This window comes from Luteimonas sp. A478, from assembly GCF_054052025.1.
The window spans coordinates 236,053-248,870 of sequence record NZ_JBSVRF010000005.1 but is presented as its reverse complement, the minus strand read 5'-3'; the positions used below and the strand labels follow the sequence as shown (position 1 = coordinate 248,870).

At 67.2% G+C, this 12,818-nt stretch carries 15 protein-coding genes and 1 riboswitch; of the genes, 4 read left to right on the top strand and 11 right to left on the bottom strand.

Annotation, left to right across the window (positions count from 1 at the left end; genetic code table 11):
- Positions 1 to 15 precede the first annotated feature (15 nt).
- The 3 genes from ACW7G3_RS11665 (at position 16) to ACW7G3_RS11655 (ending at position 2,500) form a co-directional block, all read left to right on the top strand.
- Entirely contained in the window at positions 16 to 624 is a 609-nt protein-coding gene (locus tag ACW7G3_RS11665) for a TetR/AcrR family transcriptional regulator (RefSeq protein ID WP_456972900.1), read from the top strand.
- A gap of 44 nt (positions 625 to 668) precedes the next feature.
- Positions 669 to 1,730, top strand: coding sequence for a DNA polymerase IV (dinB, locus tag ACW7G3_RS11660; protein ID WP_456982906.1), 1,062 nt, complete (start codon positions 669 to 671; stop codon positions 1,728 to 1,730).
- A 107-nt stretch (positions 1,731 to 1,837) separates the two neighbouring features.
- Positions 1,838 to 2,500 carry a phosphoglycolate phosphatase gene (locus ACW7G3_RS11655; protein WP_456972904.1) on the top strand — a complete coding sequence of 221 codons (663 nt, stop codon included), beginning with the start codon at positions 1,838 to 1,840 and terminating at the stop codon, positions 2,498 to 2,500.
- Positions 2,501 to 2,736: 236 nt separating this feature from the next.
- Here the strand turns inward: ACW7G3_RS11655 and btuB are convergent, their stop codons facing one another.
- From btuB to ACW7G3_RS11640, 3 genes are all read right to left on the bottom strand, one after another.
- Positions 2,737 to 4,614, bottom strand: coding sequence for a TonB-dependent vitamin B12 receptor (btuB, locus tag ACW7G3_RS11650; protein WP_456982904.1), 1,878 nt, complete (start codon positions 4,612 to 4,614; stop codon positions 2,737 to 2,739).
- A 161-nt stretch (positions 4,615 to 4,775) separates the two neighbouring features.
- A riboswitch (cobalamin riboswitch) is annotated at positions 4,776 to 5,032 on the bottom strand.
- A gap of 130 nt (positions 5,033 to 5,162) precedes the next feature.
- Positions 5,163 to 5,501 carry a TfoX/Sxy family protein gene (locus ACW7G3_RS11645; RefSeq protein WP_456972908.1) on the bottom strand — a complete coding sequence of 113 codons (339 nt, stop codon included), beginning with the start codon at positions 5,499 to 5,501 and terminating at the stop codon, positions 5,163 to 5,165.
- Positions 5,498 to 5,983, bottom strand: coding sequence for a GAF domain-containing protein (locus ACW7G3_RS11640; RefSeq protein WP_456972910.1), 486 nt, complete (start codon positions 5,981 to 5,983; stop codon positions 5,498 to 5,500). Before ACW7G3_RS11640 ends, ACW7G3_RS11645 begins: the two co-directional genes overlap by 4 nt.
- 58 nt (positions 5,984 to 6,041) lie before the next feature.
- Here ACW7G3_RS11640 and bioD point away from each other — a divergent pair, with 58 nt between their 5' ends.
- Positions 6,042 to 6,740 carry a dethiobiotin synthase gene (bioD, locus tag ACW7G3_RS11635; protein ID WP_456982903.1) on the top strand — a complete coding sequence of 233 codons (699 nt, stop codon included), beginning with the start codon at positions 6,042 to 6,044 and terminating at the stop codon, positions 6,738 to 6,740.
- Positions 6,741 to 6,938: 198 nt separating this feature from the next.
- On the opposite strand, the gene ACW7G3_RS11630 is transcribed toward bioD, so the two are convergent.
- From ACW7G3_RS11630 to queD, 8 genes are all read right to left on the bottom strand, one after another.
- Complete coding sequence (locus ACW7G3_RS11630) at positions 6,939 to 7,556, bottom strand: cytochrome c3 family protein (RefSeq protein WP_456982901.1); 618 nt, start codon at positions 7,554 to 7,556, stop codon at positions 6,939 to 6,941.
- Positions 7,553 to 8,083 (bottom strand): nitrate reductase cytochrome c-type subunit, encoded by a 531-nt coding sequence (locus ACW7G3_RS11625; protein WP_456982900.1) that lies wholly within the window; start codon positions 8,081 to 8,083, stop codon positions 7,553 to 7,555. Before ACW7G3_RS11625 ends, ACW7G3_RS11630 begins: the two co-directional genes overlap by 4 nt.
- A 41-nt stretch (positions 8,084 to 8,124) precedes the next feature.
- Positions 8,125 to 10,626 (bottom strand): periplasmic nitrate reductase subunit alpha, encoded by a 2,502-nt coding sequence (gene napA / locus ACW7G3_RS11620; RefSeq protein WP_456982898.1) that lies wholly within the window; start codon positions 10,624 to 10,626, stop codon positions 8,125 to 8,127.
- Positions 10,623 to 10,925 carry a chaperone NapD gene (locus ACW7G3_RS11615; RefSeq protein WP_456982896.1) on the bottom strand — a complete coding sequence of 101 codons (303 nt, stop codon included), beginning with the start codon at positions 10,923 to 10,925 and terminating at the stop codon, positions 10,623 to 10,625. Before ACW7G3_RS11615 ends, napA begins: the two co-directional genes overlap by 4 nt.
- A complete protein-coding gene (gene napF, locus ACW7G3_RS11610) occupies positions 10,922 to 11,446 on the bottom strand; it encodes a ferredoxin-type protein NapF (protein WP_456982895.1) in 525 nt (174 codons plus the stop codon). The genes ACW7G3_RS11615 and napF overlap by 4 nt, the downstream gene beginning before the upstream one ends.
- A complete protein-coding gene (gene napE, locus ACW7G3_RS11605) occupies positions 11,446 to 11,607 on the bottom strand; it encodes a periplasmic nitrate reductase, NapE protein (protein ID WP_456972924.1) in 162 nt (53 codons plus the stop codon). Before napE ends, napF begins: the two co-directional genes overlap by 1 nt.
- A 182-nt stretch (positions 11,608 to 11,789) precedes the next feature.
- Complete coding sequence (locus tag ACW7G3_RS11600) at positions 11,790 to 12,197, bottom strand: phasin family protein (RefSeq protein WP_456982894.1); 408 nt, start codon at positions 12,195 to 12,197, stop codon at positions 11,790 to 11,792.
- A gap of 192 nt (positions 12,198 to 12,389) precedes the next feature.
- Positions 12,390 to 12,746: a 6-carboxytetrahydropterin synthase QueD gene (queD, locus tag ACW7G3_RS11595; RefSeq protein WP_456982892.1), complete on the bottom strand. Its 357-nt coding sequence runs from the start codon at positions 12,744 to 12,746 to the stop codon at positions 12,390 to 12,392.
- Positions 12,747 to 12,818: the final 72 nt, after the last annotated feature.

The window sequence follows — 12,818 nt, the reverse complement described above, 5'->3', positions numbered from 1 at the left end:
CACGGGCTCGGTGAAATGAACGCGGACCAGAAAGCCGGCAAGGCCGAAGCCCGCGTCGAGGCGCAGCGCAAGCGCATCCTCGACGCGGCGCAGCAGTGCTTCATCGAGCACGGTTTCCACGGCGCCAGCATGGCCAACATCGCCGAGACCGCGGAGATGAGTGCCGGGCTGATCTACCGCTACTTCGAGAACAAGAGCGCGATCATCCTGGCCATCGTCGAAGAGCAGCTGGTGCTGCTGCGCGAGGAGATCAGGCTCAACGCCCAGCCCGACCTGCCACAGCTGATGGCCGACAACTACGGTCGTTCCTGTGCCAAGGAGCAGCGCGGCATGAACTCCGTGCTGCTGCTGGAAATCTCCGCCGAGGCCACCCGCGATCCGCAGATCGCGGCCGCCCTGAACGATTACGACGCTGCGGTGCGCTCGGCGCTGTGCGAGTGGATCGCACGCAGCAAGGCCGATGGTGGCCATGGCCTGGCCGAGGAGGTGGCCCCGCGCCGCGCGCTGATGCTGCAGTGCCTGTTTGAGGGCCTCAAGCTGCGCGAAGCGCGTGAGCCCAACCTGGAGCGCGCGCTGTTGCTGGAGGCGCTGCAGGAAGCCGTTCCGGTCATGCTCAAGCCCTGATCAGTCAGCCGCCTGCCGGCGCTGTGAGCGGCGATAATGGGGCGGTGCGCAAGATCCTGCATATCGACATGGATGCGTTTTACGCATCGGTGGAGCAGCGTGACGATCCCTCGCTGCGCGGGCGCCCGGTGGTGGTGGCTTGGCGCGGGGCGCGCTCGGTGGTGGTCGCGGCGTCCTATGAGGCGCGGCCGTTCGGGGTGCGCTCGGCCATGCCAGCCATGCGCGCCGAACGGCTGTGTCCGCAGGCGGTATTCGTGCCCCCGGACTTCACCCGGTACAAGGCCGTCTCGCGGCAGGTGCAGGAAATTTTCCACCGCCATACCGACCTGGTCGAGCCGCTGTCGCTGGACGAGGCCTATCTGGACGTAACTGCCCCGAAGATCCCCTCGCCCAGCGCCACGGCGACGGCGCAGGTGATTCGCGCGCAGATCCGTGAAGAGACCGGGCTGACTGCGTCGGCGGGTGCGGCCTCCAATAAATTCCTGGCCAAGATCGCCTCGGACTGGAACAAGCCGGATGGGCTGTTCGTACTCAGCCCGGCGCGGGTAGCGGCATTCCTGACCCCGCTGCCGGTGGCGCTGATCCCGGGCGTGGGCAAGGTGATGCAGGGCCGGCTGACCGGGCTGGGCGTAAAGACGGTGGGCGACCTGCAGGCGATCCCGCGCAACGTGCTGCAGGAGCGCTTCGGCAGCTTCGGCCTGCGCCTGTACGAGCGTGCCCGCGGCATCGACGAGCGCCCCGTGCAGCCGCACCAGCCGGTGCAGTCGATCTCTTCGGAAGACACCTTCCAGCACGATCTCCTGCTGGAGGAACTGGCGCCGGCCATCCGCGCGCTGGCGGAAAAGACCTGGGCCGCTACCCGCAAGACCGAGCGCATCGGCCGGACGGTGGTGCTCAAGCTCAAGACCGACCGCTTCCGCACGATCACCCGCAGCCATACGCCGGAGATCCCGCCCGCGTCCGTGGAAGAGTTGATGGCAATTGCCCTGGCCCTGCGTGACCGGGTGGATCTGCCGCCCGGCACCCATTACCGCCTCGTCGGCGTCGGCCTGTCCAGCTTCCGCGACCGCGAAGAAATCCCGCTCCAACCCCCCCTCTTCGCCTGAGCCCGGCCCGCCCACGCGAGAACCGCCCATCCAGGTTGATCAAGGTCACGCGGCTTCGCGCGCATGGCGCGCTCCTACAATGGGGGATCTTTTATTGGGAGTTTGCCGTGTCCTTTCCGTTTCCCGCCGTCCTGTTCGACCTTGACGGCACCCTGGTCGACAGCGCTTCCGACATCGCCGCTGCGGTCAACCGCATGCTGGCCGAAGAGGGCCTGGCCGAGGTGGACGAATCGCTGGTACGCAGCTGGATCGGCGACGGCAGCGGCATGCTGCTGGAGACCGCGCTGGAGCATGTGGGCAGTCCGCGCACAACCGAAGAACTGCTCCCGCGCTTCATGAAGCACTACGGCGACACCCTGTTGCTCAGCCCGCAGCTGTATCCCGGAGTGCGCGAAACGCTCGATGCACTTGCCGCAAAAGGCGTGATCATGGCGGTGTGCACCAACAAGCCGGAACCCTTCGTCGCGCCTTTGCTCAAGGAACTGCAGATTGACGGTGCATTTTCCGGCGTGGTTGGTGCAGGGACTTTGCCCGAGCGCAAACCCCATCCGCAGCCGCTGCTGCACCTGGCGGAGCAGTTCGGGATCGAGCCGGAACGCTGCCTGATGGTTGGCGACTCACCAACCGACTTCAACGCCGCGCGCGCGGCCGGGATGCCGGTGGTGCTGGTCAGCTACGGCTATCCGCGCGGCTTCGACCTGCACGGTGCGGGCGCGCTGGCGGTGATCGACCGGTTCGAGGATCTTCTGACCCTTCCGCAGGCTTCCTGACCTCCGGGGATGCCGCCGGTTGGGTGGGTGCCCTCGGTAGGAGCGCGCCATGCGCGCGAAGCCGCGTGAATCATGGCGGGGGCCGGGCGATCGGCCGAGATGATCTTTACCAGGCCGTAGCCCCTGAATCCGTACGTCCGGACGTGTGTTGCGCGGATCAATGTCACGCGGCTTCGCGCGCATGGCGCGCTCCTACCGGGGCCGGTCGGATCAGATCCGGCCGGCCCCGGTGAGACTCAGCGTGCCGGGCTGTAGCGCAGCGACAGGCCGTATTCGCGGCCAGGCTGGTTGTACCAGGCGATGGTTTCGTAGTCGCGGTCGAACACGTTGGTGGCGCGGGCCTGCAGGGTCCAGGCCGGGTTGATCGCGTACTCGAACCGCAGGTCGGTGGTGGAGTAGCCGCCCAGGCGCACGGTGTTGGCCGCGTCGTCGTAGCGGCTGCCGGCCGCGTTGACGGTCACGCCGAAGCGCAGCGCGCCGAAGGCCCGGTCCAGGTCCAGCCGGCCGGTGTTGCGGGCGCGGCGGGTGAGCACGTTATCGTGCAGGGCGCCGCCGCTGCGGTTGCGCGGATCGACATGGCTCAGTTGCACTGCGAGATCCCAGTCGGCCACGCGGGTGCCCAGGGTAAGCTCGCCGCCGCGGATCCGCGCCTCGTCCGCCTGGATCAGGTTCCAGCCGGCGTCGTAGCCGACCATGTCATCAATCCGGGTCTGGTAGGCATCGAGCGCCCAGTGCCAGCCGCCAAGGTTCTGCGCCAGCCCCAGGTTGACGCCCCGGGACTTCTCCGGCCCGAGGTCGGGATTGCTGGAGCCGGGGAAGTAGAGCTCGTTGAAACTGGGCGCGCGGAAGCCGGTGGCATAGCCCGCGCTCACCCGCAAGCCGCTCTCCAGGGTCATGCCCCAGCCGGCGCTGCCGGTGGTGTGGCCGCCGAACTGCTCGTTGTCGTCATGCCGCAGGCTGGCCTGCAGGCGCTGCGCACCGAACCGGGCCTCATAGCCGGCAAACACGCCGAGGTTGTCACGGCTGCCCTCGTCATAGGGCGTGGTGCTGTCCAGGTGGTCTTCCAGCCAGTCGATGCCTGCGGTCAGGGTCTGTCCGGCGGCCGCGATGAAGTCGGCCTGCAACGATGCGCTGTCGCGGCGCGTATCGAACGCGCTGACGAACTCGCGCGGCGCGTCACCGTCGCGGAAGTAGTTGTCGGAATCGTCCCGCGAGCGGCCCGCCTGCACCGTCAGCTGCAGCTGGTCGGAAGGCGTCCAGGTCAGCGTGGCGCCCATGGCTTGCTGCAGGTTGTCCGACTCGTTGCCGCCGAAAATGGTGCCGTCGTATTCGTTCTCGGCCTCGGCGCGCAGCAGATTGGCTTCAAGTGACAGCGCCTCGCCCAGGTTTACGCCGCCGCGCGCGCTGATGGAGCGGTTGCGGTAGCCGTCGCGGTCGGGCTCGTCGGCAAAGCAGCCGGTGGACAGCTCTGCCGAGCCGCGGCATGAATTGATGCCGTCGGTGCGCTGGTAGGCGGCATCAATGCCGAACCAGCCGCGTTCGTTGCCGCCGCCGATCCCCGCGCTGGCCTCACGCAGGCTGTTGCTGCCGATGCCGGCGCGAAAGCGCGGCGTGACCGCGCCGCTGTCACGGCGGGTGAAGATCTGGATCACCCCGCCGAGCGCCTCGGAGCCGTACAGGCTCGAACGCGGCCCGCGCACGATCTCGATGCGGTCGATCTGGTCCACCGGCAGGTCGTGGAACATCACCAGGCCGGCGCTGGCCGTGCCCATGCGCACGCCATCCACCAGCACCAGCACGTGGTCGGATTCAGTGCCGCGGATCGACATGGTGGTCAGCTTGCCCGCGCCGCCCTGGTTGACCAGGTCGATGCCGGCGCGTCCGCGCAGCAGTTCGGGCAGGCTGCGTGCCTGGCTGCGTTCGATCTCCTCGCGGTCGAGCACCTGCACCGGGGCGATGCTGTCGATCAGCGCGACCGGGGTGCGGGTGGCGGTCACCACCACTTCGTCGAGCTGGGTGGGATCAGAATGGACAGGGTCTTGTTGGGCCATCGCCGCCGGTGATGCCAGCACGGCTGCGAGGGCAAGGGACAGGGGAAGGATGTGTTGCTGCATGGTCTCTCCGCCGGAAAGGTGGACGCCGTGGCACGCGCCATGACGCCGGTGATGGGCAGTTGCAAGGCAGAGGGACAGGGCAGGGGCGCGGGAACGGTGCGGCACGGATTCCGGCATCTCTGCCGCAATGCCCTCCGCATCGCAACCAGGGTGGGGGGGATGGATACCCCATGCTCCAGGCCGGTCTCCGGGCTGGCGAGTGGAGCGGAGTGGCTGGGTGGCCGGCTCCGATCCGGGCCGTCGCGCCTTCCCATGCATCCCTGTGGCATCAACAGGGGGCACAGTGGCGGTGTGCGACGCCTTGGACTCGCTTACCGTTGCGGGGGCAGCGCCGGAATGGCCCTTCGCGGGCGTCACCGGCTTCCCGTTTCAACCTGGAGGCGGACGCCGACAGGTCACCTGAAGCGCAGCGATTGTAGCCCGTAGGAGCGCGCCATGCGCGCGAAGGCGCGTGAATTCAATCGTGGCGCAGGGCGTCGGTCAGCGTGCCGTTGCCGTCGCCGCCCGCACAGATCAGCGTCACGCGGCTTCGCGCGCGTGGCGCGCTCCTACAGGGAGTCGTCCGTGGGATCGGGCTGCATGATGGTGGTGGTCACCGGGCCGGCTTCTTCCTGGCCCCGCGGCAGCGGCAGGTCGGCGATGGCCGCTTCGGCGGCTGTCACCATCTCCTTGCGGCGCTCGTCCGGCACTTCCTGCCAGTGGCAATCGCGCAGTGCGCCTTCCAGCGAATAGAGCAGGTTGAGGCTGGGCCGGAAGCCCGCGCGACGCACCCGCATGTAGGCCTCCACCGGACCGGCGGCTTCCAGGTCGGCGCGCGTGTGCAGGCCCACCTGGCGGAGCCAGGCGGCGGACTTCGGGCCGATGTTGCGCATCTTCTCTTCGCTCATTGCAGCGACTCGATGAAGATGCGGGCGATCTGCTCCAGACCGGCTTGGTCAACCTGGTCGAACCGGGCTGGCACGGGGCTGTCGATATCGAACACGCCAATCAGCCTGTCGCCGCCGTCGACCAGCGGCACCACCACTTCCGAGCGGGAGGCGGCGTCACAGGCGATGTGGCCGGGGAAAGCGTCCACGTCGTCGACCCGCTGGGTGGTGCGCGTACTCGCTGCAGCACCGCACACGCCGCGGTCCAGCGGGATGCGCACGCAGGCCGGCTGGCCCTGGAAGGGGCCGACCACCAGCTCGGTGCCATCAAAGAAATAAAAGCCTACCCAGTTCAGGTCGGGCAGGGCGTTGAAGACCAGCGACGACAGGTTGGCCGCGTTGGCAATGCGGTCGCGCTCGCCGGTCAGCAGGGACAGTGCCTGCGCCTGGAGCTGTTCGTACTGACTGGCCTTGTCGCCTTGGAGGGGTGTGGATGAGAACATGGCCGCAGTGTAGCAACAGCAGGAAAAGCCGCCGGATGATGGCCAGGATCGCGAACGAATGGGTAGTCGGAGGGCGGTCGTGAGTGCTACCCGCCTCTACGTAACGGGCACCGATACCGGGGTGGGCAAGAGCCTGGCGTCGGCCGCGCTGCTGCACGCCCTGCGTGCGCACGGGCGCCGCGCCGTGGGCATGAAGCCCGTGGCCAGCGGCTGCGAGCACACGCAGCAGGGATGGCGCAACGAAGATGCCTTGCTGCTCCAGGCCGCCAGCGATCCGCGGCCCGCTTATGAAGACGTGAATCCGTACGCCCTGCCGGTGCCGACCGCTCCGCAGCTGGCCGCGCGCGAGGCGGGGATCGAAGTGCGGATCGAACCGCTGCAGGCGGCATGCGCACGGTTGGCTGCGATGGCCGACACCGTAGTGGTGGAGGGCGTCGGCGGCTGGATGGCGCCCCTGGCCGACGGCTTGGACCAGGCCGCGCTGGCCCGGGCGCTGGGCGCCGACGTGGTGCTGGTAGTCGGCTTGCGCCTGGGCTGCCTCAGCCATGCCCGTTTGACCGCGCGGGCGATCGAGGCCGACGGCCTGCGACTGGTCGGCTGGATCGGCAGCGGCGTGGATCCGGTGCCCCACCGGCAGCAGGAATACGTGGAGCTGCTGCGCGAAGCCCTGCCGGTGCCATGCCTGGGCGTGATACCGCACATGGCCATGCCCGAGCCCCTGGAGGCCAGCCGCAACATCAGCCCGCCCCACCCGTAGGAGCGCGCCACGCGCGCGAAGCCGCGTGAATCACGGCTTTGCCGTGGATTGCGGCAACGACGTCGGGACCGAAGCCCCGTCCCCGACCACAAGTCACGCGGTTTCGCGCGTATGACGCGCTCCTACAACGGAGCTGGTGCCTGGTCGCTATCCGGGGCCGGGTCGCGGTCGTGACAATGCTGAAGTGCCTGCCGGGCGTCAGTAAACCACGCCGCCCTGCGGCACGCCGCTCATGTCCGGCAGCTGGTGGGCGATGCCCTTGTGGCAGTCGATGCAGGTGGCCTGGCCGGGACCGAGGTATTGCTGGTGGATCCACGCCGCGCGGCTGGCCTGGCGGGTGAGGTCCATGGAGTCGTACTCATGACAGTTGCGGCATTCCAGCGAATCGTTGGCTTTCAGCCGGGCCCATTCGTGCTCGGCCAGGCGTCGCCGCCCTTCGCGGAACTTCAGTTCGGTGTCGATGGTGCCGAAGATCTTGCCCCAGACCTCCTTGGAGGCCTGCATCTTGCGGGCGATCTTGTCGGTCCACTCGTGCGGCACGTGGCAGTCGGGGCAGGTGGCCCGTACGCCCGAACGGTTGCTGTAGTGGATCGTGGTCTTGAGCTCTTCAAAGACGTTGTCTTTCATCTCGTGGCAGCTCACGCAGAACTGCTCGGTGTTGGTCACCTCCATCGCGGTGTTGAAGCCGCCCCAGAAGATGATCCCGGCAATGAACCCGCCCAGGGTCAGGAAGCCCAGGCTGAAATGGACGCTGGGCGAGCGCAGCGTGCGCCACAACGGCCGCACCCGGTCACCGGCTCTGCGCCACCAGCTCATTGATTCCGCTCCTGCACCTGTTCCTGCATCAGCAGGCTGTCGATATCGAGGAAGTTGTTGGCCACCAGGGGCGCGGCGTCGGTCTGCACCACGTGGCACTGCATGCAGAAGTAGCGGCGGGGCGAGATCGTGGCCAGGAACTGGTCATCGCGGTCCATGTAGTGGGTCACGCTGACCTCGGGCGCCTGGAAGCGGGTGGCATTGGCGCGCGCGTGGCAGACCATGCAGCGGTTGGAGTTCAGGTCCACCTGATAGCCATCGACCGAATGCGGAATGGTCGGGGGCTGCATCGGATACGCGCGGCCACGGCGCATGTCGGAGTTCTCCACCGCGGCCATCGGCAGCGGTGTGACCTCGACGTCGACCGGCACGTGGCGGCGCAGCGCGTCGATATCGTTGCGCGCATCGCCGCGCGCGCTGATGGGCGGTGACGGCGGCTGCACCTCGACCTCCGCGCGGGAGGAGGAACGGTCGCAACCCGACAGGGCCAGCAGCAGGAGGAGCAAAGCGGCGGTGGCGGTACGCATGGTGGTCTCCGGTTGGTTCAGCGCACGATGGATGCGGCCCGTCAGGCCGCAGTCACCCGCACGGCACACTTCTTGAAATCGGTCTGCTTGGAAATCGGGCAGGTCGCATCCAGGGTGACCTTGTTGATCAGCTGGGCCGCGTCGAACCACGGCACGAACACCGAGCCACGCGGCATCCGGTTGCGGCCGCGGGTTTCCACCCGCGTGCGCATTTCACCACGGCGCGAACTCACCACCACCTCGTCACCGCGCTTGAGCCCGCGGCTGCGCGCATCGTCGGGATGCATGAACACCACGGCCGAAGGGAAGCTGCGGTACAGCTCCGGCACGCGCATGGTCATCGAGCCCGAGTGCCAGTGCTCCAGCACCCGGCCGGTGATCAGCCACATGTCGAACTCGTCGTCCGGCGACTCGGCCGGCGGCTCGTAGGGCAAGGCCCAGATCACCGCCTTGCCGTCCGGATTGCCGTAGAACTCGAAGCCGGTGCCCGGGGTCACATACGGATCCTCGCCTTCGCGGTAGCGCCAGCGGGTTTCTTTGCCGTCCACCACCGGCCAGCGCAGGCCGCGCTCCTGGTGGTAGCGGTCGAAGGGCGCCAGGTCGTGAGCGTGGCCGCGGCCGAACTCGGCGTACTCCTCGAACAGGCCCTTCTGCACGTAGTAGCCGAACGCGTCGGCCTCGTGGTTGGCATAGCCCTCCTCGATCTCGTCCACGCCGAAAGCGTCGACCTTGCCGTTGCGGTACAGCACGTCGTAGAGGGTCTTGCCGCGGAACTCCGGGTTGGCGGCCAGGATCTCCTCCGGCCAGCACTCGTCGGTGGTGAAGCGCTTGGAGAACTCCATCAGCTGCCACAGGTCGGAGCGGGCCTCGCCCGGCGCATCCACCAGCTGGTGCCAGAAATGCGTGCGGCGCTCGGCGTTGCCATAGGCGCCTTCCTTCTCCACCCACATCGCGCTGGGCAGGATCAGGTCGCCGGCCTGGCAGGTGACCGTGGGATAGGCGTCGGACACCACGATGAAGTTGTCGGGATTGCGATAACCGGGCCAGCCTTCCTCCAGGATGTTGGCGCCGGCCTGCATGTTGTTGTTGACCTGCACCCAATAGGCGTTGAGCAGGCCGTCCTTGAGTGCGCGGTTGTGCTGCACCGCGTGGTAGCCGTCCTTGCCCTTGATGATCCCGCGCGGGATCTTCCAGATGTCCTCGGCCATCGCCCGGTGTTCGGGGTTGGCAACCACCATGTCGGCCGGCAGGCGGTGGCTGAAGGTGCCCACCTCGCGGGCGGTGCCGCAGGCAGAGGGCTGGCCGGTGAGCGAGAACGGGCTGTTGCCCGGCGTGGCGATCTTCCCGGTCAGCAGGTGGATGTTGTAGACCATGTTGTTGGCCCACGTGCCGCGCGTGTGCTGGTTGAAGCCCATGGTCCAGAACGACATCACCTTGGTGTCCGGATCCGCGTACAGCTCGGCCAGCTGCTCGAGCCAGTCGCGATCGACGCCAGTCATCTCGATCGTGCGCTCCAGCGTGTAGGGCGCGACGAAGGCGGCGAACTCGTCGAAGTTGATCGGCGTTCCGCCATTGGGGTCGTCGGCATTGGTGGCGGCGACTTCCAGCGGATGTTCCGGGCGCAGGCCATAGCCGATGTCGTCGTTGCCGCGCTTGAACGTGGTGTGCCTGTCGACGAACTCGTGGTTGACCCTGCCCGACTGGATGATGTGGTTGGCGATGTAGTTCAGGATCACCAGATCGGTCTGCGGCTTGAACACCATCGGGATGTCGGCCAGCTCGAAGCTGCGGTGCTCATACGTCGACAGCACCGCGACCTTGACGTGCGGGTTGGACAGCCGCCGATCGGTGACCCGGGTCCACAGGATCGGGTGCATCTCGGCCATGTTCGAGCCCCACAGCACGAACGCGTCCGCGGCCTCGATGTCGTCGTAGCAGCCCATCGGCTCGTCCATGCCGAAGGTGCGCATGAAACCGGTGACTGCCGACGCCATGCAGTGGCGCGCGTTGGGGTCGATGTGGTTGCTGCGAAAGCCGGCCTTCATCAGCTTGTTGGCGGCGTAGCCTTCCCACACCGTCCACTGGCCGGAGCCGAACATGCCGATGCCGTCGCCACCCTTGGCCTTGAGCACGGCGCGGAACTTCTCCTCCATCACGTCGAAGGCCTCGTCCCAGCTGACCGGGGTGAAGTCGCCTTCCTTGTCGTAGACGCCGTTGGTCTTGCGCAGCAGCGGCGTGGTCAGCCGGTCGGCGCCGTACATCACCTTGGACAGGAAATAGCCCTTGACGCAGTTCAGGCCGCGGTTGACCTCGGCATGCACGTCGCCGTGGGTCGCCACCACCCGGTTGTTGCGCACGGCCACGTTGATGCCGCAGCCGGTGCCGCAGTAGCGGCAGGGGGCCTTGCTCCACTTCAGGCCGGCGGTGTCGGTGCCGATCTCCTCCGTGACCGGGGGGTTGCCGGCGCCGGGCATGGGCATGCCGGCGGCGGCCGCGGCGGCGGCCACGGCGGAGGTGCGGATGAATTCACGACGCGTGGTCATGGTCTGCTCCGGATAGCTGGGGATAGCTGGACATGGGGTTGCTCGAGTTCGGCGCGCGACTCGACGTGGTGGTAGACCAGGTTCACGCTGACCACGCCGGGCAGGTCGCGCAGCCGGTCCACGTTGTCCATCAGGCCGCGGGTGTCTGCGGATTCCTGCAGCAGCACGCTGCGGTTGTGGTCGGCCAGGGCGATTTCCAGCCCGTCGCTGGTGTCCACCAGCTGCCGGATTGCGTCCGAGGCTTCGACCTGGTGGTGGATCAGCAGGCTGGCGATATGCAGCTCGTCACGCTCGCTCATGGGGCAAGTGCCTCCAGGTGATGCAGGTTGATCGCATGGGTTGGACACGCGGCCACGCAGGCGCCGCAGCCGGTGCAGCAGTCGGCGTTGACTTGGGGTGATGGGACCCTGGCCCGCGGGAAAACGATCGCGTCATCGCCACACGCATCGCTGCAGCTGCGGCACACCACGCCCTTGGCGGTCAGGCAGTTTTCACCGAACTGCGGAAGCAGGTTCCACGGGTCACGGTTTCCACCGCGGTCGAGCGCACGCGGCTTGCACGCGGTTTCGCAATCGCCGCAGAAAGTGCATTCGCCGCGCTGGGGCGAGAACACCGGATAGCCGCCCGGGCCACGCACCAGCACGCTTTCAGGACACGCGGTCAGGCAGGCATGGCAGGCGGTGCAAACATCGGTGAACGCCGCCTCGGGCAGGGCCCACGGTGGGCGCAACGGAGCTTCGGCGTGCAGCTGTCCGCGCAACAGGGCGCGGCGCGAATGGGAGTGCGAAGCAGGGGTCACGCTAATGGCATGGTCTGCCATCAGGGAGGTCCTGGCGGTCCGTTGAAGATCTGCCAGATCCAGACCGCGAAGCCGTAGCCTCCCACCACCATCACCGACAGCAGCGGGAACAGCACCACGGTCAGGAACAGGAACAGCAGCAGCTCCCGGCGTTTGCCCGGCTGAGCAGTAATTTCCCCCATCGTGCACCCCTTGCTCGCGTCTTGCTGGCTGCCGGTAATCCTAGCCACTATCCGGTAGCCAGGCCAGCGTATGCGCATGGGTCTGGTTGCCGAACGGCACCCATGAAAAAACCCGGCAGCTTGCGCGACCGGGTTCCGGGGGAAACGACGCTGCCGGAGAGAGGCGGCAGCAGGTCGTTCGATCAGCTCTTGCGGGTAGCCTTGGCAGCCTTGGAAGCAACGTCCTTGGCCTGCTCGGTGGCGGCTTCGATCTGGCCCTTGGCGATCTGGCCGATGGCCTCGTTGGTCTTCAGCGTGCTGGCGAGGGCTTCCTGGCCGGCATTGATGCTGCGCTCGACGTTCTCGCGGGCAACCTGCACGCCCTTCGGCCACAGGGTCTTGTAGCTGTCGCCGTCGCGGGCTTCGGTCGCCTGACCGAAGAAGGCAAACGCCGCGTTGACGCTTTCTTCCAGAGTGCCCATCTGCAGCGCGAACACCTTCTCGGCATTCTGCAGGGCCAGCTGGTTGACCTGGGCTGCGGTGTCGGCGAACTGGCGCGTCGCGGTGGCGAACTGTTCGTTGTACTGGTTGTACTGGTTGTACTGGTTCATGGCGGTTCTCCTGGGGCTTTGAGGCCGGCAGGCTTTTGCCGGTTTGTGCGATGCACCATATCGCAACTTTTGTTGCGATGCAACATATTTCGGTCGTGCCACTGCAGCAGCCGTTCACCTTGGTGTTCCTCGGTCATCCCAACGGGTGGGCAGGGCTTCCCGTTTACCGGTGAGCGCTGGGCGCCGGAGTGCTTATCGGCCGCGGTAGCGGCAGCCGGCCGTACAGGTCTCGTGCACCACCACCTCATCCAGCTCCGGTACCACCGGCTTGAGCCGGTCCCAGATCCACATGGCCAGCCGTTCGCTGGTGGGGTTTTCCAGGCCCTCGATGTCGTTGAGGTAGTTGTGGTCCAGCTGCTGGTACAGCGGCTGGAAGGCGGCCTTGAGGTCGGCGAAGTCCATGATCCAGCCGGTGTGCTCGCCCGGCTCACCGGCCACGTGCAGCTCGATCCGGAAGGAATGCCCATGCAGGCGCGCGCACTTGTGGCCTTCAGGCACGTTCGGCAGCCGGTGCGCGGCTTCAATGGTGAACACCTTGTAGATATGCATGGACATGGCAGACGTGGGGAATATCAGTGGGGGACAACAGGATACCGCGCCGGCTCCGGAACCCCGGCGTCC

Bases quoted from the DNA above. Each gene is read 5' to 3' on its own strand.
- napE (WP_456972924.1), bottom strand. From the start codon at position 11,607: ATGGGGGAAATTACTGCTCAGCCGGGCAAACGCCGGGAGCTGCTGCTG.
- bioD (WP_456982903.1), top strand. From the start codon at position 6,042: ATGGGTAGTCGGAGGGCGGTCGTGAGTGCTACCCGCCTCTACGTAACG.
- btuB (WP_456982904.1), bottom strand. From the start codon at position 4,614: ATGCAGCAACACATCCTTCCCCTGTCCCTTGCCCTCGCAGCCGTGCTG.
- ACW7G3_RS11615 (WP_456982896.1), bottom strand. From the start codon at position 10,925: ATGAGCGAGCGTGACGAGCTGCATATCGCCAGCCTGCTGATCCACCAC.
- ACW7G3_RS11625 (WP_456982900.1), bottom strand. From the start codon at position 8,083: ATGCGTACCGCCACCGCCGCTTTGCTCCTCCTGCTGCTGGCCCTGTCG.
- ACW7G3_RS11665 (WP_456972900.1), top strand. From the start codon at position 16: ATGAACGCGGACCAGAAAGCCGGCAAGGCCGAAGCCCGCGTCGAGGCG.
- napA (WP_456982898.1), bottom strand. From the start codon at position 10,626: ATGACCACGCGTCGTGAATTCATCCGCACCTCCGCCGTGGCCGCCGCC.
- ACW7G3_RS11630 (WP_456982901.1), bottom strand. From the start codon at position 7,556: ATGAGCTGGTGGCGCAGAGCCGGTGACCGGGTGCGGCCGTTGTGGCGC.
- ACW7G3_RS11600 (WP_456982894.1), bottom strand. From the start codon at position 12,197: ATGAACCAGTACAACCAGTACAACCAGTACAACGAACAGTTCGCCACC.
- napF (WP_456982895.1), bottom strand. From the start codon at position 11,446: ATGGCAGACCATGCCATTAGCGTGACCCCTGCTTCGCACTCCCATTCG.
- ACW7G3_RS11640 (WP_456972910.1), bottom strand. From the start codon at position 5,983: ATGTTCTCATCCACACCCCTCCAAGGCGACAAGGCCAGTCAGTACGAA.
- queD (WP_456982892.1), bottom strand. From the start codon at position 12,746: ATGCATATCTACAAGGTGTTCACCATTGAAGCCGCGCACCGGCTGCCG.
- ACW7G3_RS11645 (WP_456972908.1), bottom strand. From the start codon at position 5,501: ATGAGCGAAGAGAAGATGCGCAACATCGGCCCGAAGTCCGCCGCCTGG.